21 protein-coding genes and 1 riboswitch are annotated in these 22,922 nt (G+C 40.4%); of the genes, 18 read left to right on the top strand and 3 right to left on the bottom strand.

The features are described 5' to 3' along the window. Positions 1–122: 122 nt before the first annotated feature. From BXO88_RS13295 to BXO88_RS13275, 5 genes are all read left to right on the top strand, one after another. A complete protein-coding gene (locus BXO88_RS13295; RefSeq protein WP_078038216.1) occupies positions 123–419 on the top strand; it encodes a cation:dicarboxylate symporter family transporter in 297 nt (98 codons plus the stop codon). A gap of 42 nt (positions 420–461) precedes the next feature. Beyond that, positions 462–1,007 (top strand): hypothetical protein, encoded by a 546-nt coding sequence (locus tag BXO88_RS13290; protein ID WP_078038215.1) that lies wholly within the window; start codon positions 462–464, stop codon positions 1,005–1,007. Positions 1,008–1,219: 212 nt separating this feature from the next. Further along, positions 1,220–3,304, top strand: a complete 2,085-nt coding sequence (locus tag BXO88_RS13285; protein ID WP_078038214.1) for a hypothetical protein — start codon at positions 1,220–1,222, stop codon at positions 3,302–3,304. A 136-nt stretch (positions 3,305–3,440) separates the two neighbouring features. Beyond that, entirely contained in the window at positions 3,441–4,136 is a 696-nt protein-coding gene (locus BXO88_RS13280) for a response regulator transcription factor (RefSeq protein WP_078038213.1), read from the top strand. Continuing rightward, on the top strand, positions 4,133–5,449 hold the full coding sequence (locus BXO88_RS13275) for a sensor histidine kinase (protein ID WP_078038212.1): 1,317 nt from the start codon (positions 4,133–4,135) through the stop codon (positions 5,447–5,449). Before BXO88_RS13280 ends, BXO88_RS13275 begins: the two co-directional genes overlap by 4 nt. On the opposite strand, the gene BXO88_RS16355 is transcribed toward BXO88_RS13275, so the two are convergent. After that, complete coding sequence (locus tag BXO88_RS16355; protein WP_139355595.1) at positions 5,424–5,678, bottom strand: hypothetical protein; 255 nt, start codon at positions 5,676–5,678, stop codon at positions 5,424–5,426. The genes BXO88_RS13275 and BXO88_RS16355 overlap by 26 nt on opposite strands. A gap of 366 nt (positions 5,679–6,044) precedes the next feature. Between BXO88_RS16355 and BXO88_RS13260 the strand changes: the two genes are divergently transcribed. The 3 genes from BXO88_RS13260 (at position 6,045) to BXO88_RS13250 (ending at position 7,970) form a co-directional block, all read left to right on the top strand. After that, a complete protein-coding gene (locus tag BXO88_RS13260) occupies positions 6,045–6,803 on the top strand; it encodes a DUF6429 family protein (protein WP_078038210.1) in 759 nt (252 codons plus the stop codon). Between the two features lie 20 nt (positions 6,804–6,823). Continuing rightward, positions 6,824–7,192 carry a DUF488 domain-containing protein gene (locus BXO88_RS13255; protein ID WP_078038209.1) on the top strand — a complete coding sequence of 123 codons (369 nt, stop codon included), beginning with the start codon at positions 6,824–6,826 and terminating at the stop codon, positions 7,190–7,192. Positions 7,193–7,508: 316 nt separating this feature from the next. Then, positions 7,509–7,970, top strand: a complete 462-nt coding sequence (locus BXO88_RS13250; RefSeq protein WP_029201160.1) for an RpiB/LacA/LacB family sugar-phosphate isomerase — start codon at positions 7,509–7,511, stop codon at positions 7,968–7,970. Between the two features lie 475 nt (positions 7,971–8,445). On the opposite strand, the gene BXO88_RS13245 is transcribed toward BXO88_RS13250, so the two are convergent. Beyond that, entirely contained in the window at positions 8,446–8,976 is a 531-nt protein-coding gene (locus BXO88_RS13245; RefSeq protein WP_078038208.1) for an NUDIX domain-containing protein, read from the bottom strand. Positions 8,977–8,988: 12 nt separating this feature from the next. Further along, on the bottom strand, positions 8,989–9,321 hold the full coding sequence (locus BXO88_RS13240; protein ID WP_036612188.1) for a winged helix-turn-helix transcriptional regulator: 333 nt from the start codon (positions 9,319–9,321) through the stop codon (positions 8,989–8,991). Between the two features lie 145 nt (positions 9,322–9,466). Here BXO88_RS13240 and BXO88_RS13235 point away from each other — a divergent pair, with 145 nt between their 5' ends. The 10 genes from BXO88_RS13235 (at position 9,467) to BXO88_RS13185 (ending at position 22,805) form a co-directional block, all read left to right on the top strand. Beyond that, on the top strand, positions 9,467–9,820 hold the full coding sequence (locus BXO88_RS13235) for a cupin domain-containing protein (protein WP_078038207.1): 354 nt from the start codon (positions 9,467–9,469) through the stop codon (positions 9,818–9,820). 51 nt (positions 9,821–9,871) lie between these two features. Next, on the top strand, positions 9,872–10,804 hold the full coding sequence (locus BXO88_RS13230; RefSeq protein ID WP_078038206.1) for a DUF1848 domain-containing protein: 933 nt from the start codon (positions 9,872–9,874) through the stop codon (positions 10,802–10,804). A 390-nt stretch (positions 10,805–11,194) separates the two neighbouring features. Continuing rightward, entirely contained in the window at positions 11,195–12,457 is a 1,263-nt protein-coding gene (locus BXO88_RS13225) for an IS110 family transposase (protein ID WP_078038205.1), read from the top strand. A 305-nt stretch (positions 12,458–12,762) separates the two neighbouring features. Further along, positions 12,763–12,839, top strand: a riboswitch (Fluoride riboswitch). 49 nt (positions 12,840–12,888) lie between these two features. Further along, a complete protein-coding gene (locus tag BXO88_RS13220; RefSeq protein WP_078038204.1) occupies positions 12,889–14,070 on the top strand; it encodes a cation:proton antiporter in 1,182 nt (393 codons plus the stop codon). A gap of 103 nt (positions 14,071–14,173) precedes the next feature. After that, a complete protein-coding gene (locus tag BXO88_RS13215; protein WP_078038203.1) occupies positions 14,174–14,743 on the top strand; it encodes a helix-turn-helix domain-containing protein in 570 nt (189 codons plus the stop codon). Then, the gene (locus tag BXO88_RS13210; protein ID WP_330395170.1) at positions 14,707–15,561 is read left to right on the top strand and encodes an IS3 family transposase; all 855 of its coding nucleotides are present in this window, start codon (positions 14,707–14,709) and stop codon (positions 15,559–15,561) included. Before BXO88_RS13215 ends, BXO88_RS13210 begins: the two co-directional genes overlap by 37 nt. Before the next feature lie 354 nt (positions 15,562–15,915). Next, positions 15,916–16,914 (top strand): hypothetical protein, encoded by a 999-nt coding sequence (locus BXO88_RS13205; RefSeq protein WP_078038201.1) that lies wholly within the window; start codon positions 15,916–15,918, stop codon positions 16,912–16,914. A gap of 623 nt (positions 16,915–17,537) precedes the next feature. Further along, positions 17,538–19,085 carry an IS21 family transposase gene (gene istA, locus BXO88_RS13200; protein WP_168171711.1) on the top strand — a complete coding sequence of 516 codons (1,548 nt, stop codon included), beginning with the start codon at positions 17,538–17,540 and terminating at the stop codon, positions 19,083–19,085. A gap of 13 nt (positions 19,086–19,098) precedes the next feature. After that, positions 19,099–19,845, top strand: coding sequence for an IS21-like element helper ATPase IstB (gene istB / locus BXO88_RS13195; protein WP_078038199.1), 747 nt, complete (start codon positions 19,099–19,101; stop codon positions 19,843–19,845). A 1,286-nt stretch (positions 19,846–21,131) separates the two neighbouring features. Further along, the gene (locus BXO88_RS13185; protein WP_078038197.1) at positions 21,132–22,805 is read left to right on the top strand and encodes a hypothetical protein; all 1,674 of its coding nucleotides are present in this window, start codon (positions 21,132–21,134) and stop codon (positions 22,803–22,805) included. Positions 22,806–22,922 lie beyond the last annotated feature (117 nt).

Genomic DNA, 22,922 nt, shown 5'->3' with positions numbered 1-22,922 from the left:
GGAGTTTTGCCGAAATTTTTTTAGAGATTCTTTAGGGAAGGAGCGCTGTTCTTGCTTATTCTGATATTTGTCCGAAATGGAGGTTCGTAGGAATTCTGGTCTTCATTATTCCTGCACTTGTTATGAGCTATTACGGAGTCAATGAAGGAATTGAGAAAAGCGCAAGGATCATCATGTTGTTTATTATGCCAATGTTTATCTATACGCTCATAGTTCCAGTCAGAAAAAGAGTTTCTGTTATAAAACTGATTCGGAAGGCATCGTCAGTGTTTATCATCGGTCTCCTGACAGCTTCTTCCGGTGCAGCATTGACCGAGAATCTGGAACGCTGTGAGCATTCTTATGGAATTGATGAAAGGATAGTGCGATTTGGTGTTCCATTGGGGCAGACTATTTTTATGCCCGGAGCAGGCGGATAATAAATGATGGGAGACAAAGACAGGCGTGTAAGGAGGTTTGGCATGAAAAGTAAAGCAATGAGATGTTCGGTTGTTTTGGCATTGATGACAGTAATCTCTGTTTTTACGGTTATGACCGTTTTTGCAGGAAGATGGGTCATGGTCAAAGATGACTGGTACTATCTTGGTGATGACGGGGTAGCGGTAACCGATAAATGGGTGGGAAATTACTATCTGGGTGCGACCGGAGCCATGCTTACGAACTCATGGACTCCGGACGGATACTATGTTGGCGATGACGGAGCATGGGACGGGCAGCCGGCAAAAACAGGTATCATCATATCTCCGCTGGAAGGAACATATCAGTATTCATATACAAAACGTGTTGGTATGGAAGCGACTGTTGAAAAGGAAACCGGATCGGTAGATGTAGCACTTAATCAGGATGGAAGCCTTACTGCAAAAGATGCATACAATGTAGTGAAACTGAAGAAGCTGAAAGACGGAACATACAGCGGTTGGCACGAACTTGAATACTACCATCTGGACAGCAACAGTCTTTTTATTGAATCCGGAGATGTGGTGAAATTCTACAAGAAAAGCACATAGCGGAATTCAGCAAAAACCGTCGCGCTATTGGATTTTATATCCATAAGTGTGGCGTTTTTTTCAGTTTCAAGCTTTCTTCAAGCTTCGTGATTTATGATCTCTTCGAAATTAAAAATATGACAGGTTGTGAGGCTGCCTTTTCGGGAAACACCTAACGTTTTCCCGTGGCACTCAAAGCACAGTATGTCACTTTTAAAGGAAATGAGGTTATCATGAGAATAAAGAAAATCGTTGCAATAGGACTGACAGCCACTATGTTCATGACAGGCTGTGGAACAGCTTCTATAGATGTTCCTGCGCCATCTTCAAATTCTGCGGCTGAAGCAGACGGATCGGTTACAGAAGTTACGGAAACTTCAGGAGGTACGGAGATGGAGAACACAGAGAAAAAAGAGGCAGCAGAGGCTTCTTCAAAAACTGAAAATGAAGATGCTTCAAAATATGTGTCCGAAGTTGCAAATGCAAACATTGACGCGTCCATATATCTTGACTACTCTGCCGGAATCGAAGCAGGAGTATATAAATGGATACTGAGCGAGGATGGGAAATACTACATTCTTGCGGCTGTTGATGAGAACGGAGAGCCTGTTGAGGCAGAGCAGCATGCCATAAATGTCGGAGCGAACAATCAGGAATCCATAGATCTTGCAGGCGGAAGCGGCGATGGAGGTCATGCTCCTGCCGGAGAGATGCCGCAGGGAAATGCAAAATCCGGAGATAAGAACATGAACACTTCCGGAAATGCTCAGGGAGAAAATCCCCCGGAGAAAAATGCTGCGGAGAAAGGTCATGGCGGAATGATGGGCGGTATGCCGGGAGGCATGATGGGCATGAATCAGGGCACCGTTTATCAGGGTGTTTACACCAACGCAAACATTACCAACACTGATTACCAGACCATGCTTGTTTATGTCCCGGCAGAGTACATGGTAACTGATTCCGAGGGTAATGTCACAGGCATCGATCATGAGGCTCAGGTGGGAAACTACACTGCCGATACTGCACCTGTTGTATATCTCAATGAGATGGGCGGATGGAAATCAAGTTCACCGAAAGCCGCCGATTCTTCATACCTTGAGGAAGGCATGATCTACGTTTCCGCAGGCGGAAGGAGCAGGGATGCAGTTGATGAAGAGGGAAACATTACCGGAAAATCCCCTACCCAGATGGTGGATCTGAAGTCCGGAATCATTGAGCTTCGTGCAAATACAGATGTGATACCGGGAGATATGTCGAAGATCATATCCGTGGGAACCTCCGGCGGCGGACAGATGAGCTCTATGCTTGGCGCATCAGGCAATATGTCAGAGTACTATGCATATATGTATGAATCCGGTGTTCTCGGAGTCAGCAAAAACGAGGACGGCACCTTCACAAGTGTTTATCCTGACAATGTCTATGCCGCACAGCTCTACTGCCCTATCGCCGATATAGAAAACGCAGACATAGCATATGCATGGTGGTGGGTAAATCTCGCTGATGAAGGCGGAGTTTATAACGGTTCCATCACGGATTTTGAGAAGCGTCTTCAGGAACTTGAAGCAGAAGCATTTGTTGATTATATAAACAGTCTTGACCTTCATGATTCCGATGGCAATGCACTGACACTTACAGGACTTCGTTCGGGAAGCTACTATGATGCGATCTTAAAGAATATATCCGATGCGCTCAATGCTTCAGTAAGTAACGGAGATGTTGACCCTGAAACTGCTTACTCTGACTATTCTGCATGGCTTCAGAAGAACGAGGACGGCAGCTGGTCTGTTACTGATCTTGACGGTTTCATGACAGGTACAGGTCTCGTGAACAGCAGAAACAAGGCGATACCGGGATTTGACACCATGGACAATTCTGCTGAGGGTGATGCATTCGGAGACAGTACTGACGGTACGGTTCACTTCTCCGCAAGCGTGGCACAGATACTTAAGAATAATTACGATGAGCTGTCAAAGCTTGATGGATTTGATCAGGAACAGGTGGATGATTATATAGAAGGTGCGCTCACAGGAGAGAAAGCTTCCCTTGTGGAGACACAGACAAATCTTCTGAATGCGACGGAAATTCTTCTCGGAAACAATGGTCTTAAGGCGGTTGACCCGGCAGAGTACTGGAGAGACAGAAGCGGAACAGCAGATCAGCACACATCATTCTCAGTAGGATACAATATTCTTCTTGCGGCAGAGATGCAGGGAGCAGAAGTTGACTACAGTCTTGTATGGGATATGAGACATGGTAATGATGAGGGTACTTCAACAGGAACCTTCATTGACTGGATAAATGAGATCTGCAGCAGGTAAGCGATGACTTTTGCCAAGACGGAAATCATGGCAAAATTTCAACTTCACAACCGGGAAGTCAAAGCTGATTTTCCGGTTATTGCCGGTTTGTAAAGTTTTATCGATTCATCAGTGATGAATGAGGAAAGGAGACATTATGCGTATTCTTCTGGTAGAGGATGAAAAGAGAATGTCAGAGGCACTTTGTGAGATCCTTCGCCAGGAGAAATACGAGGTTGATGCCTGCATGGAGGGTGACACGGGATGTGAAGCGGCCTGCAGCGGGATCTATGATCTGTTGATACTTGATGTGATGCTTCCTGGGATGAACGGATATGAGATCGCAAAGCAAGTGAGAAAGTCACGGATAAAAACACCCATTCTCATGCTTACAGCCAAAGCGGGACTTGATGATAAAATCGAAGGTCTGGACAGCGGCGCGGATGACTATCTCACAAAGCCATTTGAAGCCGGAGAGCTTCTGGCCAGGATCAGGGCGATGCTTCGCAGAAAGAACATGGATGCAGTGGATGAAAGCGGCAATCTATCAGCAGGTGATCTGAAACTTGACCATGAAACCATGATGCTCAGCAATGTTTCCACCGGAGATTCTGTGAGGCTTGCCGAAAAGGAACTTCATATCATGGAACTGTTTTTAGCGAATCCCGGAACAGTTATAAATAAGGAAAGCATGGCATTAAAAATCTGGGGTTACGAAAACGAAGCCGAATACAATAACGTTGAGGTCTACATTTCATTCACAAGAAAGAAGCTTAAATTCATAAAATCGGAAATGGAGATAAAGGCGTTGAGAGGACTTGGATATAAGCTGATTTCGAAGGAAATATCATGAATCTAAGCGAAAAAAATAAACTTATAGCAAAAACGAAAAACAAGATTGTTCTTACTATCATGGGAATCCTTGCGCTTGTTCTCGGCATCACACTGATAACCATTATCATATCTACGGGAAGTACTGTCTATGGAAATAATCAGGAAATACTGAAAAGCTTTACCATAGATGCAGAAAACGGAAGGGGACCTATGGGAGTTCCGGATTCAGACGGGGCAGCTGAAAGTGACCGGGAAATGCCCGGTTCGGGAGAAGACACCGGTGACAGAAGGAACGGAACATATCGGGACAGATTAAAAAATGCAGCGGTCCTATACGTGGTGAAGTTTTTAAAAACCGGAGAGATGCTTGATATCATGAATGACGTTAAACCCATCATGAGTGACGAGAGCCTCAAGTCTCTGGCACGAACGCTGGTTCGGAGCGGAAAGAGTGAAGGAGTGACGGAGCAGGTCATTTTCAGGATCATGGAATTCACGGATGGAGATCAGGATATAGTCTATGTCACCATGATGGACAGTTCCGTGATGATGGACAGCCTGATGGCACTTCTCAGAAACACTATGATCTTTGGAGGAGCTGCTTTAGCTATCTTTTTCATAGTCTCTGTCTATCTCGCGGAACGTATCATGAGACCAATGGAAGAGGCCTATACAAAACAGCGTCAGTTCATTTCCGATGCGGGGCATGAGCTTAAGACTCCGGTTTCTGCCATTAATGCCAATGCTGAGATCTTGAAGCGTTCCCTCGGGGAGGATAAATGGCTTGATAATATCATATATGAAAATGATCGTATGAAGGAGCTGGTGACCCAGCTTCTAGAGCTTGCAAGGACTGAAAACACGGAACCGGTCTTTCAGGACGTGGATTTTTCAAGACTTGCCGAGGGCTGCATACTGCCATTTGAAATGCTGGCTTTTGAAAAAGGTTTCATAATGGAATCAGATATAGAGCCTGATATTCATTTACAGGGAAATGAAGCTCAGCTGGGTCAGCTTATTACAACATTGACAGACAACGCCATATCCCATGCAAGCAGTTCATATGGTGACGATAAAATCAAGACATCCTTGAAATCAGAGGGAAAGAATCTCATATTCAGAATATCCAACCCCGGTGAAAATATCCCGAAAGAGGAGCTGGCCAGGCTTTTTGAGAGATTTTACAGAAGTGACAGTTCCCGGGAGCTGAACGGTCATTATGGACTTGGTCTTGCCATAGCAAAAGCTATTGCTGATTCCCACCATGGTTCGATCTCTGTGGTTTCGGAAAACTACAGAACATGTTTTACTGTGAGCTTGCCAAATATTTAAGCCTGTATTCCCTAGGTGACATGCCGAAGTTTTCACGGAATATCCTGTGAAAGTAGCTGTTCTTTTCGATAAAATCGGAAAGGGCAGCGTTTTTGTATTCGCTTTCTATATAGTTAAGAAGCTTAAGCATGAGATTCTGCTCATAGGAGTTTTCCGGCATGCTGATGTTTACAGCCTGGAGTTCACAGTGACAGGCACCTATTTCGTAGAAAAATTTAATTTCTAGCAATATAGTGGTATTTTTAAGCAAAAACACGTATATTATTAAGAAAAATATATTAGCGACAATAGGAGTAGACATAGTCTTAAAGAGGCAATGGCAACATTCATGATATCGACCATCTTATCCGCGTATGGACGTATGCAAAAACCATCGGAGAATTAGAAGGGATTAATAAGGACACACAGTTTATCCTTGAAGTTGCCGCAATTACCCACGATATTGCCTGTCCCATTTGCCGTGAAAAGTATGGAAATACAAACGGAAAACATCGAGAATTTTATGAGTAAAATAATGAAAACAGAAAGCGGAAAAAGACTGGCACAGGACATATTTTGTCTGTAAGAGAAGTCCAGCTTGAAAGGATAAAGGAAAATGAGGACACGGGAAGAAGCCATTGATGACATGATACTGGCACTTATGTATCTTACACGTTTTAATGACGGAGAAGGCAGGCCTTTTAATGAACTTGCGTGGAAGAACTATGATTTTGATGCGATGGATAGACTTGATGAGGAAGACCTTATCATTAATCCAAAGAGCATCAAGTATGCATATCTTACGGATAAAGGTCGTGAGAGAGCAAGACGTATGCTGTCAGAACTTGATGTAAAAGAACCGGGGATATATAAACGTTTTGAGTTTTGTGAAATCAAACCTGAGTTATCAGATGAAGTTGTGAAGATCGAACAGATATGCTTCCCTCCAAATGAAGCATGCACCCCGGAACATATGAAGGCACGTATCAAAGTTGCGTCGGATCTGTTTTTGGTGATTAAAGACAGGGAAAATGATGGAAAGATTGTAGGATTCCTGAATGGCATAGCAACAAATGAACGTATATTCAGGGATGAATTTTTCACTGATGAAAGCCTTCATGAGCCTGATGGAGAAACAGTAATGATTATGGGCCTTGACGTCCTTCCGGAGTACAGAAAAATGGGCCTTGCCAGGGAACTTGTTTTCAATTATTGCAGGAAAGAGCAGGCTCGAGGACGGAAGAGACTTGTTTTGACATGCCATAAGGAAAAGATAAAAATGTACAGGAAGTTTGGATTTGATGACCTGGGAGAGTCCGCATCCGAGTGGGGCGGTGAAAAATGGCATGAGATGGAGATAAGACTTAATTTCTAGATGAATTGAGGCGACAATGTATGTACAGTATCAGGACTAAGAGAATTTACGAAGCACCAGAGGAAAACGATGGGATAAGGATACTTGTTGACCGGCTTTGGCCAAGGGGAATAAAGAAAGAATCAGCGGCAATTAATGCATGGGAAAAGGAAATTGCGCCATCTATTGAGCTTCGGAAATGGTTTAACCATGATCCGAAGAAATATCCTGAATTTCGAAAGAAGTACATGGAGGAGCTTGATGCTTCAGAAGATGCTGAAAGATTACTTGGATTTGTGAACGTGCATCTTGGATCTTTGAACATAACGTTGCTCTATTCCGCAAAAGATGAAGAACACAATAATGCTTTAGTGCTTAAGGATTGGCTGTCGCATGATAGAAATTCTTAGATTGAGAAATGATGTGTAGCTGCACGACTGATTTTACGGTCGTGCAGCTATTTTTAGATGAGCATTTCAGAGAGGAATCGAAGTCTCCGGATGATCATTCCTTATACTCTTTTTTATTTTTATCTTACCCCTTGGAGGAAATAAAAACAGTTTAGTTTTGAGTAAGAACTAACCCAATTCTGCATAGTTAGCTAAAGTCCAGTTGACTATTGTACAAAACAGTTTGTCGTTTAATAATATGGATAGATAAATTGATTTCAGAAAACATCATAAACTAAGGTTTATCAGGTATAAGTTATATACGAGGAGGGTTACTATGATAATAGCAATGGCAAACGATCACGCAGGAACAGAGATGAAAGAGGAGATAAAAGCGTATCTCATATCACAGGGTCATGAAGTAAAAGACTTTGGAACATATGACAAGGAGTCCTGCGACTTATCTGATTTCGTATACCCGGCAGCTCTTGCGGTCGCAAAGGGAGAATGTGACCGGGGAATATTCTGTGACGGTGTAGGTTATGGAAGTGCGCTCATAGCAAATAAGATAAACGGCTGTTATGCGGCAGTATGCCAGGATCCACTCTGTGCAACACTCGCAAGGGAGCATACGGACTCAAATATTCTCTGTCTTGGCGCAAAGATCATTGGAGGTCTTATGGCGATGGAAGTAGTTAAGAAATGGCTTACTACGGAACCTCTTATGGAAGAAAAATATCGGAGAAGAGTACAGAAAGTATGTGATATCAACGACAAGCATTGTGTTCCGGTGAAATAATAACTTCAAGATTAGGATAATTGTCAACACAAAATTTTTCTATGAATTATGGCAGATGGAATACTGACTCCGGGACTGATCAAAATATACCCGAAAAGGTATGTTTCGAACTGTACTTTTGGAAAAAAGGGCAGAGGTTTTGTGTTGAAATACATTTTAAATCTCCAAATTCCTACAGCAAGGGTGTAGGCTATGCTGCATGGTTCACAATTCCAAAGTTAACGGAGGGTTTATGATTAAAAGAGTAGCAATTGTAAGTTTATCAGAGTTCACAGTGACAGGCACCTATTTCGGAATTTCTAAATGAGAAGGAGATAATATGATGTGAGTGTCAAAAGTATTTGGCACTCACTGATTAGCACCAACGCACACATTCGTGTGCAATGTGCTTACATCATAAATATTTTATTTCCTAAAAGAGAGCGGATTTAGCAGGCACATGTTTTGCACTGCTAAATCCGTCCCTTTCTGCCTGTCATGCTTTCTTTAACGCATCCATCATTATATCATCATGATCAAATGCTAGATCTTTAAGGGTAAGTACTGTTTCGCCATTCACGAATCGGTAATTGTCATTTTCATGTATAACAGTAAACCATTCGGCATCCGCAGCATCATCCGCGGCAATAGGCTTTACCTTATCAGGATCAACAACAGCCAAATATGCTGCTGAAACTGTCCATCCGCGGGGATCCCTTCCCGGCTTACTGTAAATTCCTATTAATGTAAGATCTTTCGGTGCCATTTTAACACCGGTTTCTTCCAGAAGCTCTCTCGCAGCTGTTTCCTCAATTCGCTCACCTTCTTCAGAAAAGCCTCCGGGAAAGGCCCATTTCCCGAGACATGGATGATTTCCTCTCTTTATGAGTAGTACCATTTCTTCTGAGAACTTCTTTGTGATTATGCAGATGTCTGCTGTCAATGACGGCTTCTTCCACTTATTGGAATCATAGGATTTCAAATATTCTTCTTCTGTAAGTCCGTTCTTGTCTCTTATTTCACTCATTGTCAACCTCCATTAAGCATTGCATTTCTTTAATTCTTCAATATATTCAAATCCGAATAATTCGATCTGGTCCAATACCTTCCTGAATTTTTCGCCCATTTCGCTAAGGCTGTATTCTACTCTTGGCGGAACTTCAGCGTATACTTTTCTGACGATCAGCTTATCATCCTCTAATTGTCTTAACTGTCTTGTGAGCATCGTTCTTGTTACTTCCGGAATGTTACGTTCGAGTTCGTTAAAACGTTTTGTCCCGGTACTAAGCTGAAAGAGGATAACTATAGACCACTTCCCTTGAAGGACTCTTTGGGTTGTTGCATAAGGACATTGACCATAAATACTTTTCATAAAAATTTTCTCCTTGAAAATGCACAATAGTATCAAAAATGTAACTATGTATTATAAATGTTCGTACTTGTTTAAATAATTCTTGGGAATAAAATGATGATACAGCAAACAAAAACAAATAGCAAACAAATGGAGGAAAAACAATATGTCAAATTTTAAAAAAGTAAATGTAACTGAGGACCCAAGAACAGAGCTTCATGACGTGCTTGGATTAACAGGAGCAGAGATAAGTATTAACCATCTTCCTGCCGGAGCAAGTGTTCCCTTTGTACACTCACATAAGAAGAACGAAGAGATTTATATCATCCTTTCCGGAAAGGGCAGGGCTTCGATAGATGGAGAAGATGTTGAAATCGCTAAAGGTGATGTAGTTAAGATTTCACCTGAAGGAAAGAGACAGTTTTTTGCAGCTGATGATTCAGAGTTAAGCTACGCATGTATCCAGGTTAAAGCAGGTTCTATTGAAGAATACACAGCAGATGATGCGGTGGTATACTAAGGCAAGGTGCTAAGGATACAGTAGGATCATCTTGTGAGGCGGTGATAGGTAATGATAATAAACACAGGACAAAGGACGGACATACCTGCATTTTATTCGGAATGGTTTTCCAGAAGGCTTAAAGAAGGTTTTGTATGTGTCCGTAATCCCTATAATCCTGAACAGGTCAGCCGTTACCGTCTTTCACCTGATGTAGTTGATGTTATCGGGTTCTGTACAAAGAATCCTTCACCAATGTTCAAATACATGGATCTTCTTAAACCTTACGGTCAGTACTGGTTTGTGACAATAACTCCCTATGGGAGAGATATCGAACCTAATGTACCGGACAAACATAAGCTGATAGAAGATTTTAAAAAGTTATCTCAAATGGTTGGAAAGAATTCCATGGGATGGCGGTATGATCCGATTTTTATTTCTGACAGGTATACAGAAGAGTATCATATACATGCGTTTGAGCAGATTGCATCTGCCCTTCACGGATGCGCGGAAACGGTAGTCATCAGTTTCATTGATCTTTTCCCTAAGGTAAGGAGGAATTTTCCGGAGGCAAGAGAAATAAGTAAAGATCAGAGGCTAAGACTTGGAAAAGAAATGATAAAGATTGCGTCCCTTCATGGAATGACTGTAAAACCCTGTGCTGAAGGTGATGAGCTTTCGGAGTATGGTGCCGACTGTGGAGGATGCATGAGGATAAGTGATTATGAGAAAGCAATAGGAAAGAGGCTTGATGCTCCTAAGAAAAAAGGTGCAAGGGCAGAATGTTCCTGTTATATTACATGTGACATAGGAGCCTATAATACCTGTAAGCATCTCTGTAAGTACTGTTATGCCAACGCAGAACCGGAAATAGTACTCTCGCAAAGCAGGCTTCATGATCCGAAGTCTCCGTTTCTTATCGGGAATTATTCTGACGGAGACAAAATACATGATGTAGCACAAAAATCATGGGTTAACGGGCAGATGGAGCTGTCTTTTGTTTAGGGACAGAAAATATTTCAAGTTTCAGTTTCTTTTCAGTATAGAGTGATATTATAAATTCATCAGATGAGGAACATCTGATACCCTATAGAAGTTTTTTCATACTAATTTCCATGCCGCCGGCAAGCGGCGGCACAAATAGATATGAAAGTATCGACCGTCCTTTAGTATGTATTTATAATAAAAGCGAGAAGCTACACTACAAAGCACGTGGCTTTTAGTCGTAAATACTTTTTCGTTTTAGACGGCATACTAATCAGTGTAAGTTCTACCTTTCAAGCACAAATAAGTGGCTCTCTTAGACCGTACATTAAGAATTGTTTTAACTATTGTTAATTGTGTGGTGGAACAGTCAATGGCTTCTCTTTATTCTTAAAGAAAGGAGCTGTGCCTATGAAAGTTGTTTATCAGACCTGCTGTGGCGTCGATGTTCACAAATCTTTTCTCGTTGCCACAATCATCAAAACCACTTCCGGATTCCAACCTTTTTATCAGAAGAAACGATTCTCCACTTTCAACAATTCGATTCTTGAGTTTAAGAAATGGCTGCTGGATAATTCTTGCCGTGATATCTGTATGGAATCTACTGGAAAATATTGGATACCTGTGTTCAACCTTTTGGAAGACGAAATCAACGTCACCATCGCCAATCCCAAATGGGTAAAGGCTGTCAAAGGGAACAAGGATGATGCCAAAGATTCCAAGTGGATCGGAGATCTGTTCAGATTAGGATTAGTACCGGGAAGTTATATACCGTGTAAAGAAATCCGTATTCTCAGAGAGTTTACGAGATATCGATATAAACTGACTTCCTGTAAGACCAGTGAGAAAAATCGATTTCAGAATGCACTTACCGTTTGTAACGTCGCATTGGATTCAGTTGTTTCCGATATCTTCGGGAAATCAGCCACCTCTGTAATCGACTACCTTCTTAAACAGTCCGACAATTCCATCAACCACGAAGAAATATCCTCAAGACTACTTCGTTCGCTCAAGAAGAAGTCCGAGAGTGTCATTGAGTCCATCGAAGGGTATCAAATGACTGATCCCCAAAAATATCGTATGCGTCTTGTCCACGCTCACATGGATTATATCACGTCTACGATAGCTGATATAGACTCAATGGTTGATTCGCTGGTCGAACCTTATGAAAGTGCTATCAAGTTGTTGTGTACCATTCCCGGAGTTGATCGTAATTCTGCAATTACAATTCTTTCTGAGATTGGTACGGATATGTCACAGTTTTCTAATTCCAAGCGTTTATGCTGTTGGGCTGGACTGACTCCAGGTAATAACGAGTCTGCAGGTAAAAAGAAATCTGTTCGGATTACACGTGCCGGTGTATACCTAAAACCTGCATTGGTGCAAGCCGCCCATTCAGCCGTAAAATCCAAAAAGTCTCCTTATTACAAAGTCAAATATGAGCATATTTTTAAACGTCGTGGTAAGAAACGTGCCATCATCGCAATCGCCAGGATGATCCTTACAGCTGCCTATCATATGTTATCTACGGGCGAAGTATGGAACCCAACCGATCTATATAAAATTGATATGCCTGGAACCCTCAAGGAAAAGCAGAAAGAGAAGGCTATCAAACAAGCAATGAAGCTTTTGATTGCTGAGGGAATAATCAAGGAATCTAATATAGCTTCATAACATTAATCTCAATAATCTATTTTTTTAATAAAAGCTATTCTTTGGATAGCTTGTTTAAGTATGCTTGTTTTTTGGCTATCCTATACTTTCTTTCACATTACTCAAAGCCGGCAGCCCCCAAATCTGCCGGTAACCCTCTGAAAACCGATGATCAGATACTATGCACTCTATCATCTTTATATCATATATTTGCCGGTTAAATTCGAAATGAATTTGGCCGGTTTTTCTTCGTGAAGAAAAAAAACCGTTTGGATATATTGCCCTGTGAACATTATTGCTTTAATATATCCCCTATGCTATATTAAAACCTACAAGGGAATGAAGTTCTCCCTAAGTAGAATTACTTGAACCGCTTACTATAGCTGATGACTTCTGCGTTTATTCACGCAGGAGTTGTCAGCTTTTTTGATATCACAGGAGGGATTGGTTTTATGTTACTCAGTATTTCGCTTATTTTTATTTTAGGAATGTCTCTTGGTTTTATTTGCAAAAAACTCAAGCTTCCAAGTCTTATTGGATTATTGATAACCGGCATTCTGCTAGGGCTCTATGTACTGAATCTTATAGATGGAAGCATTCTCGGGATATCTTCTGAACTTCGAAAAATAGCTCTCATCATAATCCTGACAAGAGCGGGGCTCGGTCTCGATGTATCAGGACTGAAGAAAATCGGAAGACCTGCTTTTCTGATGTGCTTTGTACCTGCTACATGTGAACTTATAGGAATGCTTATTCTTGCTCCCGGATTACTCGGACTACCTCTTCTTGACGCTGCAATTCTCGGAGCTGTGCTTGCTGCTGTATCACCCGCCGTTGTCGTCCCCAGAATGGTAAAACTGATGGATGAAGGTTATGGTACAGAAGAGGGTATCCCTCAGCTCATCCTGGCGGGTGCATCTGTTGATGACGTTTACGTTATAGTACTTTTTTCGACATTTTTAAGCATGGCTCAGGGACAGGAAATTTCACTGACAAGTTTCGTAAATATTCCTGTATCAATATTTCTTGGCATGATCATTGGACTCCTGATAGGCTCGGCTCTGGCATTTTATTTTAAAAACGTTCATATTCGTGACACCGTAAAGGTACTGATCATTCTGTGTATATCTTTCATTCTTGTTTACATGGAAGACTCAATGCATACACCGATAACATTCTCTGCACTTATTTCGATAATGTTTATCGGAATAGGATTGCAGAAGAAAAGACAGATCGTTGCGGAAAGACTATCAAAAAAATATGAAAAGCTCTGGGTAGCGGCTGAAGTATTACTGTTTGTTCTTGTGGGGGCAGCAATCAATATTTACTACATAGGAAACGTCGGACTAAGAGCAATTCTGCTGATCATGGGTGTATTGATATTCAGGATGCTCGGAGTGCTTTTATGCCTTATCGGCACTAAGCTCAATAGAAAAGAGCGACTGTTTATCATGATGGCATATACACCGAAAGCTACAGTTCAGGCGGCAATCGGCGGCATCCCATTATCCATGGGGCTCTCCTGCGGCGATGTAGTACTTACAGTTGCCGTTCTTGCAATAGTGATCACTGCACCACTCGGCGCCTTTGCTATAGACAGCACATATAAAAATCTGTTAAGCAAAAAACCGTAAGACCATAGGTACCTGTCACTGTGAACGAAGCTCAAAAAGCCCTTTCGGATGCGATGATGATATGTACCCTCTTTACTGGACAACCAGTAAGGAGGGTATTTTTATGCGCTACAGCTATGATTACAAGAGAAAAGCAGTGGAATTGTATTACCAAGGGCAATGGCCTGATACACCGGATGGGCTTAATACTGAAGATTTTCGCAAAACAATACGAAGGTGGGTTAGAATTGAAGAATCATGTGGTCCAGATGCATTAAGGCACAAAGGCCATAATAAAGAATGGACGCCAGAGGGTCGTTATGCCTTGGTTGCGCGTGTTTTGGCTGGAGAATCTATCAAAAGCGTGGCTTTTTCTGCAGGTATTAATGATGGACAACTTTATCAATGGGTTAGCAAATATAAGATTTACGGTTACAATGGTCTTATACCAAAACAGAAAGGCCGTAAACCAAGGAACCTCGATATGAAAAAAGTTGGCACCAGAAAACCACCTAAACCCAATGAATCTGAATACGAAGAATTAGTTCGATTAAGAGCTGAAAACGAATACATGAAGGCGGAAATTGAAGTAATAAAAAAAGAGATCGCCTTGAGAGAAGAAAAGGAAGCTGCACTACTCAAGGCGAAAAAGCAGCGATCATCAAAGAACTCCGTTCCAAAGGATTCCAACTGAAATACTTGCTCAAGGCTATGACAATGTCCAAATCCACATACTACTTCGAAATAGGTAAGAAAGATGTGGTTGCCGAAAGAAATAAGGACATAATGCATGAAATCAACGAGATTTTCACTTCTAACAAGCGCAGGTATGGAGTTCGAAGAGTATACCGTGAGTTGTTGATCCGTGGCTATAAGGTTAATCATAAAAGAGTTCAGCGTCTGATGCATGAAGCTGGTCTTATGGGTAAGCGACCTAAAGAAAAGTATCATTCTTACAAAGGAGAAGTTGGCAAGATTGCAGATAACCTGATCAATAGAGACTTCCGTACAACTGCACCGTTACAGAAGTGGACGACTGATGTGTCTCAGTTCAATTTCACCTGGGGTAAGTGTTACATCTCACCAATCCTTGATATGAACACTAACGAGATTATCTCCTATGATCTGTCTATGAGTCCAAATCTGGAGCAGGTCCAGCGTATGCTTGAAAAAGCATTCGCTAAATTTTCTGATCTCAATGGTCTTATATTCCATTCGGATCAGGGGTGGCAATACCAACATGCCTACTATCGAACTGAACTGCAAAAGCATGGTATAATACAGTCCATGTCACGAAAAGGGAACTGCTATGACAACTGCATTATAGAGACATTCTTTGGGAGATTGAAAAACGAGATGTACTATGGCTATGAGAAAGATTATTCTTCTTTCGAAGAATTCTCAAACGCTGTTGCAGAATATATCGATTACTACAATAACAAAAGAATTCAGGTCAAAACAAAATGGATGCCACCTGTACAATACAGGATAGCATCCATGTGTTCAGCCTAGTTCATAAATATGTGTCCAGAATTCTGGGTACATATCATGATTGATGGGGCTTTTTAAATTCATATCTCGATTTATCATTAACCTTCTGCCTGACTTTTGAGTCTTAGAATGTTATTAACCCTTTCATCTGTAGATTACTCCAATACGGTTATAGTCTAAAAACAGACGATATGAAAATCTGTTGGACTATGATATGATGCTAAGGTCTAATAGACATTCAACGATTATAATCTTGAAATTCTTTTCAGAATGATCATTCCCGATTATACAAATTTTATTATCAGCTTTGCGCAGAACTGATATATAATCAAGGCGAGAGGTTCATATCTTTCTCGCTGTACTTTAGGAGCAGATATGGAACAATTTACAGGATTGGGGAAAGCCATAGCGGCTGCAGACCCCGATAAGATACGGCTGGATATGACGGTAAAAAACATCCTTGCATATAAACCATTGCTTGCAAGGATTTTTAAAGAGGTTGTATCTGAGTGCCGGGATATGAATTATGATGAGATTGAAGCCTGTATAGAAGGTGACGTTCTCGTCAGTAAAGTTTATGTTGACAGTGGGCTTACAAACGCAGGTGAACGTATTGATGGTCTAAATACGGAAGCATATTTGAACGAAGAAGGTCTGGACAGATACGATATACGTACGTATCTCAGATTACCGGACAAATGTGATTCAGAGTATATTAAACTTATTATAAATCTTGAGGCTCAGAACGAAGATAAACCAGGGTATGATTTGCCGCTAAGGGCATTATTCTATTGCTGCCGAATGATCTCAGCACAGCAGGGAGTTGAATTTACCACAGACAGTGATGATCCGGTAAAGTATGGAAACATAAAGAAAGTGTATTCCATCTGGCTTTGTACAGAAGCGGCGCAGACCAGAGCGAATTCTATCGAGATTTATGATATTGACAGAAGATTCTTGTATGGTAGTAATTCAGATAGTCCGAGGTATGATATCCTTAATGCTATCATCATTTATATCAGTGAAAAGCATGATTCAGAAAAAGCGGAGAATGGATTGATCAGGATGCTTACATATCTGTTTGACGAACAGGTCAATGTGGCAGATAAGGTCAGGAATCTGAAATCCGTGTATGGACTTAATGTAACAAAAGAAGTAGAAAGTGAGGTGACAGATTTGTGTAGTTATGCAGATGCTATTGAGAATAAGGGCATAGAAAAAGGTTTAAAAGCATTAGTTCATAGTCTAAAGGTATATGTTAAAGACTTTGATGAATTATATACCGCTGTTATAAAAAATGAAGACTATGAGAAGGTTTCCAGAGAAGATGTAATGAAGTATTATTGTGAAACTGAGACTCCTGTAAATTCATAGTTTATTGTAGCCGAAATCAAAATTTTTATAAAATCAGGTACCGTTTATTGATAAGAAACTAATTACGGATGTAATATTATCTTAACGATAAGCGGTGCCTCTTTTTTTTTAACGATTTAAGTAATCCTAAAAGACACTTTGGTCGAAGACCCATAGGTGCCAGTCACTGTGAACGATTGTTCACAGTGACTGGCACTTATGGGTAACGCTTTGCAAGGCTGCGAAAGAAGCCTTTTCTAAGATTGACGGAAAGATTCCAAAGATAAAGGATCTGAATCTTGAATATAATGAGGTACTTCAGGAGAAGAAAGATTATCAAACTGCCAAGTACAATGTAGAACAGTTCCTTAAAACAGAAGAGCAGAGTCAGAGAGACGAAAAACAAAAGAAAACAGAACAAACATTATGATATTTTGGGCAATTTCACTGATGATTCCTGCAACACCCGGACAAGATTCCTGAATTACGCGGACAGGATTCTTGAATTATCCGGACAGAGTTCTTGAGTCATGCGGACAAGATTCCTGAATTATCCGGACAAAAGCTAGCATCTAATAATCAACTTCTCTAAGATGTGATTAACACATTTTAGGGGAGGGATCATTATGAGGTGCCTAGACTATATGAAGATTACAGAAATCCTTCGTCTCAAGGAAATGAACATTTTCACCTATAGAGACATAGGTCAAAGTGTCGGCTGTTCAAAGACTACAGTAGGCGAGATACTATCAAGATGTAAGGAATGTGGCCTTACATATGAATCAGCCAGCACAATGACTCAAAGTCAGCTGAATGAGCTGATTTATCCTGACACGTTTGGACCTAAACAGGTAAAAGATGAACCTGATTGGGATCATATCCATGCCCGCTTACAATCAAGCCGTAAGATAAATCTGCAGTACATTTGGGAGAATGATTATCGCCCTGTCAATCCTGATGGATACAGCTACAGTCGATTCTGCGCCAAATACATCGAATGGAAAAAACATACCGGTAAGGAAGTTGTCCTTCCTCAGGAACGTGAGCCTGGTAAAGAACTCTTTATTGACTGGGTTGGCGACAAGCTCTCGTGTGTTGTTGATTACAATACCGGTGAGGTGCATGAGGCACATTTTTTCGTCACAACTCTTGGCGATGGTTCATATCCTTTCGTAGAGGCTTTCCCTGATGAAACACAGTTGAACTGGAACCAGGGGCATATCGATGCTCTCGAATGGTATGGCGGAATCCCGCGTGTATTTGTTCCTGATAACTGCAAGACAGCGGTGATACATACAAGTCTTTATGACCCAGAAATCAATCATGCATACCGTGATCTTGCAAGGCATTATGGGGTTGCAATCATCCCCGCAAGAATAGTCAAACCCCGCGATAAAGCGACCGTAGAGTCTGGAGTCGGATGGCTTGAGACATGGCTGCTTGAATGGCTGAAAGATAAGATCTACTACAGCTTCGAAGCGCTGAACCATGACATACGGGAAAGGGTGGTCGACTTATCAAAACGTAAATTCAAGCACCGCGAGGGAAGTCGTGAAAGCGTTTTTCTTGCGTTGGATAAACCATGTCTTCGCCCGCTTCCAATGGAACACTTTGAATCCTTTATTACTAGGATTGTGAATAAGGTTCCAAATAATTACCATGTTGAATACAATGGCTTTTATTACTCCGTCCCATACAGATTCTATTGTCAGATGGTGATCATTCATGCATTTGCCAAAAAAATTGAGATATTCTCCAAGGATGGCGAACGTATAGCTATTCATACAAGACGCTTCAATGGGCAAAGATATGTTACTGACTCAGATCATATGCCTGAAAATCATAAAACCGTAGTAGCATTCAGATCATATGACGGAAAATACTACAGGGCCAAGGCAAACCTGATCGGTCAGTCAACAGGAACCTTTGTATCCAGACTGCTTGAAAATGCCGATTTTGAGGAACAGGCATACAAGTCCTGTATGGGAGTGATTAATTTTTCAAGGACCTATGGTGATTACAGAGTAGAGAAAGCTTGTGAGAAAGCAATACGTCTTAACTCTGTGACATATACAACTCTGAAGAACATCCTGAGAAATGGTCAGGAGTCTCAGGGAGAACTCGCTAACGCTTCCGATTCGGACGATCCAACGCCATTACATGAAAATCTCCGTATCGGAGAATGGATGTAAGGAGGTGTAAATCGTGAACTATCAAACCAATGAGCAACTCACGGAAATGAATCTGCATGCAATGAGAATCGAATACCGGAGGCAGCAAGAACTACCGGCTATGGCAGATCTCGACTTTGATGAACGCTTTTCTATGATTGTCAATGAACAGTATTCCGCCAAGCAGAATGCCAAAATTAAGCGTCTGATAAAAGTGGCAGATTTAAGAGAACCATCCGCTTATCTTGCAAACATTGACTATGATCCTGTGCGTAAGATCAAAAAAACAGATGTGGCAAGATTATCTGATTGTGAGTGGATCAGAACAGGGTCAAACCTGATCATCACCGGTGCAACAGGAGTCGGCAAAACATATCTGCTGTCCGCCTTCGGAAGGGAGGCATGTATGAAAAAATTGTCTGTCAGAAGTTACAGAATGCCACGCATGTTGACCAATCTGGGGATTGGACGTGGAGATGGTTCATACAATAAGATCATTCAGGATATGATTAAACCGGATCTACTCATACTTGATGATTTTGGCATTAAACAATTAGATATCAGTATGGCTCAGGATCTTCTGGAAGTTGTAGAAGAAAGACATCATGCCAAAAGGTCCATAGCCATTTCTGCACAGCTTCCGGTTAAAGAATGGCCTTCTGTTTTCAAGGATCAGACTGTTGCAGATGCTATACTCGACCGTTTAGTCAGAAATGCATATCGCTTTGACTTGAAAGGACCGTCAAGGCGACCTACGGTCGAACATGAGCCTTCGGCTTGATGACGAAAGCCGTAATGTGCTACATTAAAACTTAAGATGCTAGCTTGTCCCTCTGGGACAGCATTCTTTGTCCGGATGATATAGGAATGCTGTCCGTATATTTCGGGAACGTTGTCCGCGAATTATAGGAACGCTGTCCCAGATTGACAAGAATCATCAAATTTCACTCTATACCGGAGTGAGATTGCCCTCTTTTTTGCGTTATACGCAAAGTCTTTCAGTGTCTCTTTCAGTGATGCGTAGCTCCGAGTGAAATGAGGTTCTGGGGGATTGGGGGGCAATGCCAACCAACAAGCAAATTGCCTCCGGTGATAACCGAGGCCCTGCTTGCAAAGATTATCCCGAAAGTGATGAAAGAACCGCTTAACATAAGGACTTCATACAAAAATTTTCGGGATAACTAATAATTCGGTAAAACGAAAATAACAGTAAGAAAAATGAATAGAGCCACGGTAGTTTTCCGTGGCTCATAGGTTTAATATAATAAGGCACTATGAAATAATCTTTACTCAGTAACATCTCTGAGAAGTTTATCGTAATCAATTCTAACATTGAAATCGTCATTAATGGATTTGATTTCATTAATCAGCTCATCAAGAGTACGAATTGTGATTCCACGTAAAATAATATAACGTCCTCTCTTGATTTCTTCCATCAAATTCTTGAGAAAAACATTGACCTTGCAATGGTTATAATCAAAACAATTATTAAATGTCGGATCTGTAATCTTCCAACAATGTAAATAATCAAAAAATGACATTAATATATGCCGACCTCCTTTCTTGTAAGAATTAAATTTATTGTATCAGTGACAAACTATACTCACAAGGGGCAGAAATTAAATTTGAATTGAATTAAAATGAATTTAATTAATATTACCAAATATTAAATATAATTTATTGCATCATTCTTGATTCAGTGTTGATATCTTTTGATAAAAGTATCCTATATATGCCAGATTTATACCATGTAAAAATACGTCGATGAAATATGTGAATGCGGTAATATGAAGTGCTTATAGAATCTGCGAATGATATTTAGTACTTCTGGTTTTAAAAATAATAATGACACTAAATAAATTATAAAGGAATAATATAATAACATTACCTAGACTTATTTTGTCATTATAAACATATATAATTTCTTTATTATCACATTTCAAATGACTCTAGATGAAAATCATAAAATATATACGAAAATGCTAATAGATAGTATGTAATTCATATGCGGAAAAATCACAGAGAAATGTGTCAATATGTATAAATATTTATGGAGGAATGTTATATATGAATAATAAGGATTTAAAAGAAAAAACAACAGCAAATGAGGCCGCAGCTTATCAGAGTTCCGTAGAGAATGGTGCTCATGCTGATCGTTTAACTCGTTTTAATTCCCCAAAGGGTGGGCATGGATTTGCAGCTGAGCAAGCTAATGATCTTATAGATAAATTACATTTTAAGGATAGTACGATTGTTGGAGATGACAACAAGAAAAATGGTCCAGATAGAATATCTGAAGGGACTCTAATCCAAACAAAATATTATCAAAATGCATATCAGTCCGTTGATCATGCATTTAAAAATGGTAGTTATAGATATGTCGATAACAATGGTAACTTTATGCAGATTGAAGTACCTAAAGATCAGTATGAAGCTGCCATAAAATATATGGAAAAAAGGATATCGGACGGTCAAGTACCGGGCATTTCTGATCCTAAAGATGCAGTAAAACTGGTCCGTAGAGGAAACATTGACTATAAGACCGCAGTTCGTATTGCTAAAGCTGGTAATATAGATTCCATCATGTTTGATGCAGCTCATGGTGTTGTTATTGCAAGTAGCGCAATGGGAATCTCCGGAGCAATAACTTTTGCAAGATCAATTTGGGATGGACACAGTACAGAATATGCAATAGAAGCGGCTGCATATGAAGGATTAAGATCCGGTGGTTTAGCATTTGTAGGATCAGTTGTAACTGCACAGGTAGTTAGAACTGGTGTGAATGGGCTCTTGTTGAATCCATCTATTCAAATAGTCAAATTCCTTCCGAGTAATATAAGACATCTTTTAGTGAATTCTTTGCGTTCAGGTGCACCTATATATGGTGCAGCTGCTACAAATAATCTGGCAAAACTCATGAGAGGAAATATTATATCTGCAGGAGTAATGATAGCAATACTTTCAGCCGAGGATGTTTCAAATGTTCTTCGAGGAAGAATTTCAACTAAACAGTTGTTAAAAGATGTAACAACTTTGGTAAGTGGTGTTAGTGGTGGTTATATAGGTAGTGCAATAGGAAGTACTATGGGTCCAGTTGGAGCTGTCATTGGAGGAATTATCGGAAGCACTTTGTCAGGAGAAGCTGCACACAGAATACTCGATAAGATTGTAGAAGATGACGTGGTTGAAATGTTGGATATTATTAATATTCAGCTCATAAAAAGTGCCCAATATAATATTTTAACTCAAGAGGAATTGAAAATATCGGTTAATGAGTTAAGGCTAATATTAAGCCGTGGTGAGTTACTTAATATGTTTGCAAGTACAGACCGTGAAGAATTTGCAACTAAAATATGTGAAGCATCAATTAAGAAGGTTATAAGATCTAGAGCTAAAATCATTCTACCTTCAGGAGAGGAATTTCTGAATGGAATAGGCCAAGTTATTGAACTAGCTGAAAAAGATGAATTAAAGGCTTATTTTGAAAGCGAAAAGCTTGATGCAAAAACAGTAGGGAGACAATTACTAGATCGTGATGCACCAGAACAAGCTGCAGACAAGGCGTTGTATGTAACCAAGCAAACAAATATAGGTCTATTAAATAATGAATCAGTATTACAAAGAATGAAAAAAGATGAGACATCAGCTTCAAATGAAATAAAACACTTAGAGGAGACTCTAAATTGTCAACGGCAAGAATTCAATGATTATGTTAATAGCTTAGGAGGACAAAATGGATAGCATATTAAATGTTGTATCCGAAGAAGAATTTACTGTTGAAGATAAATATGAATTAAATATAGGGCCTTTCGTCATTTATAGTGGGTAACCCCACCATTGCTAATTGATTAAATTTAA

The organism is Oribacterium sp. C9 (assembly GCF_002007235.1).
Taxonomy (GTDB): domain Bacteria; phylum Bacillota; class Clostridia; order Lachnospirales; family Lachnospiraceae; genus Oribacterium.
The sequence above is the reverse complement of the archived record's forward strand: the minus strand, read 5'-3'. Positions and strand labels throughout refer to the sequence as shown.

Coding starts and splice junctions, on each gene's coding strand:
- BXO88_RS13295 (WP_078038216.1), top strand. CDS start 123: ATGAGCTATTACGGAGTCAATGAAGGAATTGAGAAAAGCGCAAGGATC.
- BXO88_RS13290 (WP_078038215.1), top strand. CDS start 462: ATGAAAAGTAAAGCAATGAGATGTTCGGTTGTTTTGGCATTGATGACA.
- BXO88_RS13285 (WP_078038214.1), top strand. CDS start 1,220: ATGAGAATAAAGAAAATCGTTGCAATAGGACTGACAGCCACTATGTTC.
- BXO88_RS13280 (WP_078038213.1), top strand. CDS start 3,441: ATGCGTATTCTTCTGGTAGAGGATGAAAAGAGAATGTCAGAGGCACTT.
- BXO88_RS13275 (WP_078038212.1), top strand. CDS start 4,133: ATGAATCTAAGCGAAAAAAATAAACTTATAGCAAAAACGAAAAACAAG.
- BXO88_RS13260 (WP_078038210.1), top strand. CDS start 6,045: ATGAGGACACGGGAAGAAGCCATTGATGACATGATACTGGCACTTATG.
- BXO88_RS13255 (WP_078038209.1), top strand. CDS start 6,824: ATGTACAGTATCAGGACTAAGAGAATTTACGAAGCACCAGAGGAAAAC.
- BXO88_RS13250 (WP_029201160.1), top strand. CDS start 7,509: ATGATAATAGCAATGGCAAACGATCACGCAGGAACAGAGATGAAAGAG.
- BXO88_RS13245 (WP_078038208.1), bottom strand. CDS start 8,976: ATGAGTGAAATAAGAGACAAGAACGGACTTACAGAAGAAGAATATTTG.
- BXO88_RS13240 (WP_036612188.1), bottom strand. CDS start 9,321: ATGAAAAGTATTTATGGTCAATGTCCTTATGCAACAACCCAAAGAGTC.
- BXO88_RS13235 (WP_078038207.1), top strand. CDS start 9,467: ATGTCAAATTTTAAAAAAGTAAATGTAACTGAGGACCCAAGAACAGAG.
- BXO88_RS13230 (WP_078038206.1), top strand. CDS start 9,872: ATGATAATAAACACAGGACAAAGGACGGACATACCTGCATTTTATTCG.
- BXO88_RS13225 (WP_078038205.1), top strand. CDS start 11,195: ATGAAAGTTGTTTATCAGACCTGCTGTGGCGTCGATGTTCACAAATCT.
- BXO88_RS13220 (WP_078038204.1), top strand. CDS start 12,889: ATGTTACTCAGTATTTCGCTTATTTTTATTTTAGGAATGTCTCTTGGT.
- BXO88_RS13215 (WP_078038203.1), top strand. CDS start 14,174: ATGCGCTACAGCTATGATTACAAGAGAAAAGCAGTGGAATTGTATTAC.
- BXO88_RS13205 (WP_078038201.1), top strand. CDS start 15,916: ATGGAACAATTTACAGGATTGGGGAAAGCCATAGCGGCTGCAGACCCC.
- istA (WP_168171711.1), top strand. CDS start 17,538: ATGAAGATTACAGAAATCCTTCGTCTCAAGGAAATGAACATTTTCACC.
- BXO88_RS13185 (WP_078038197.1), top strand. CDS start 21,132: ATGAATAATAAGGATTTAAAAGAAAAAACAACAGCAAATGAGGCCGCA.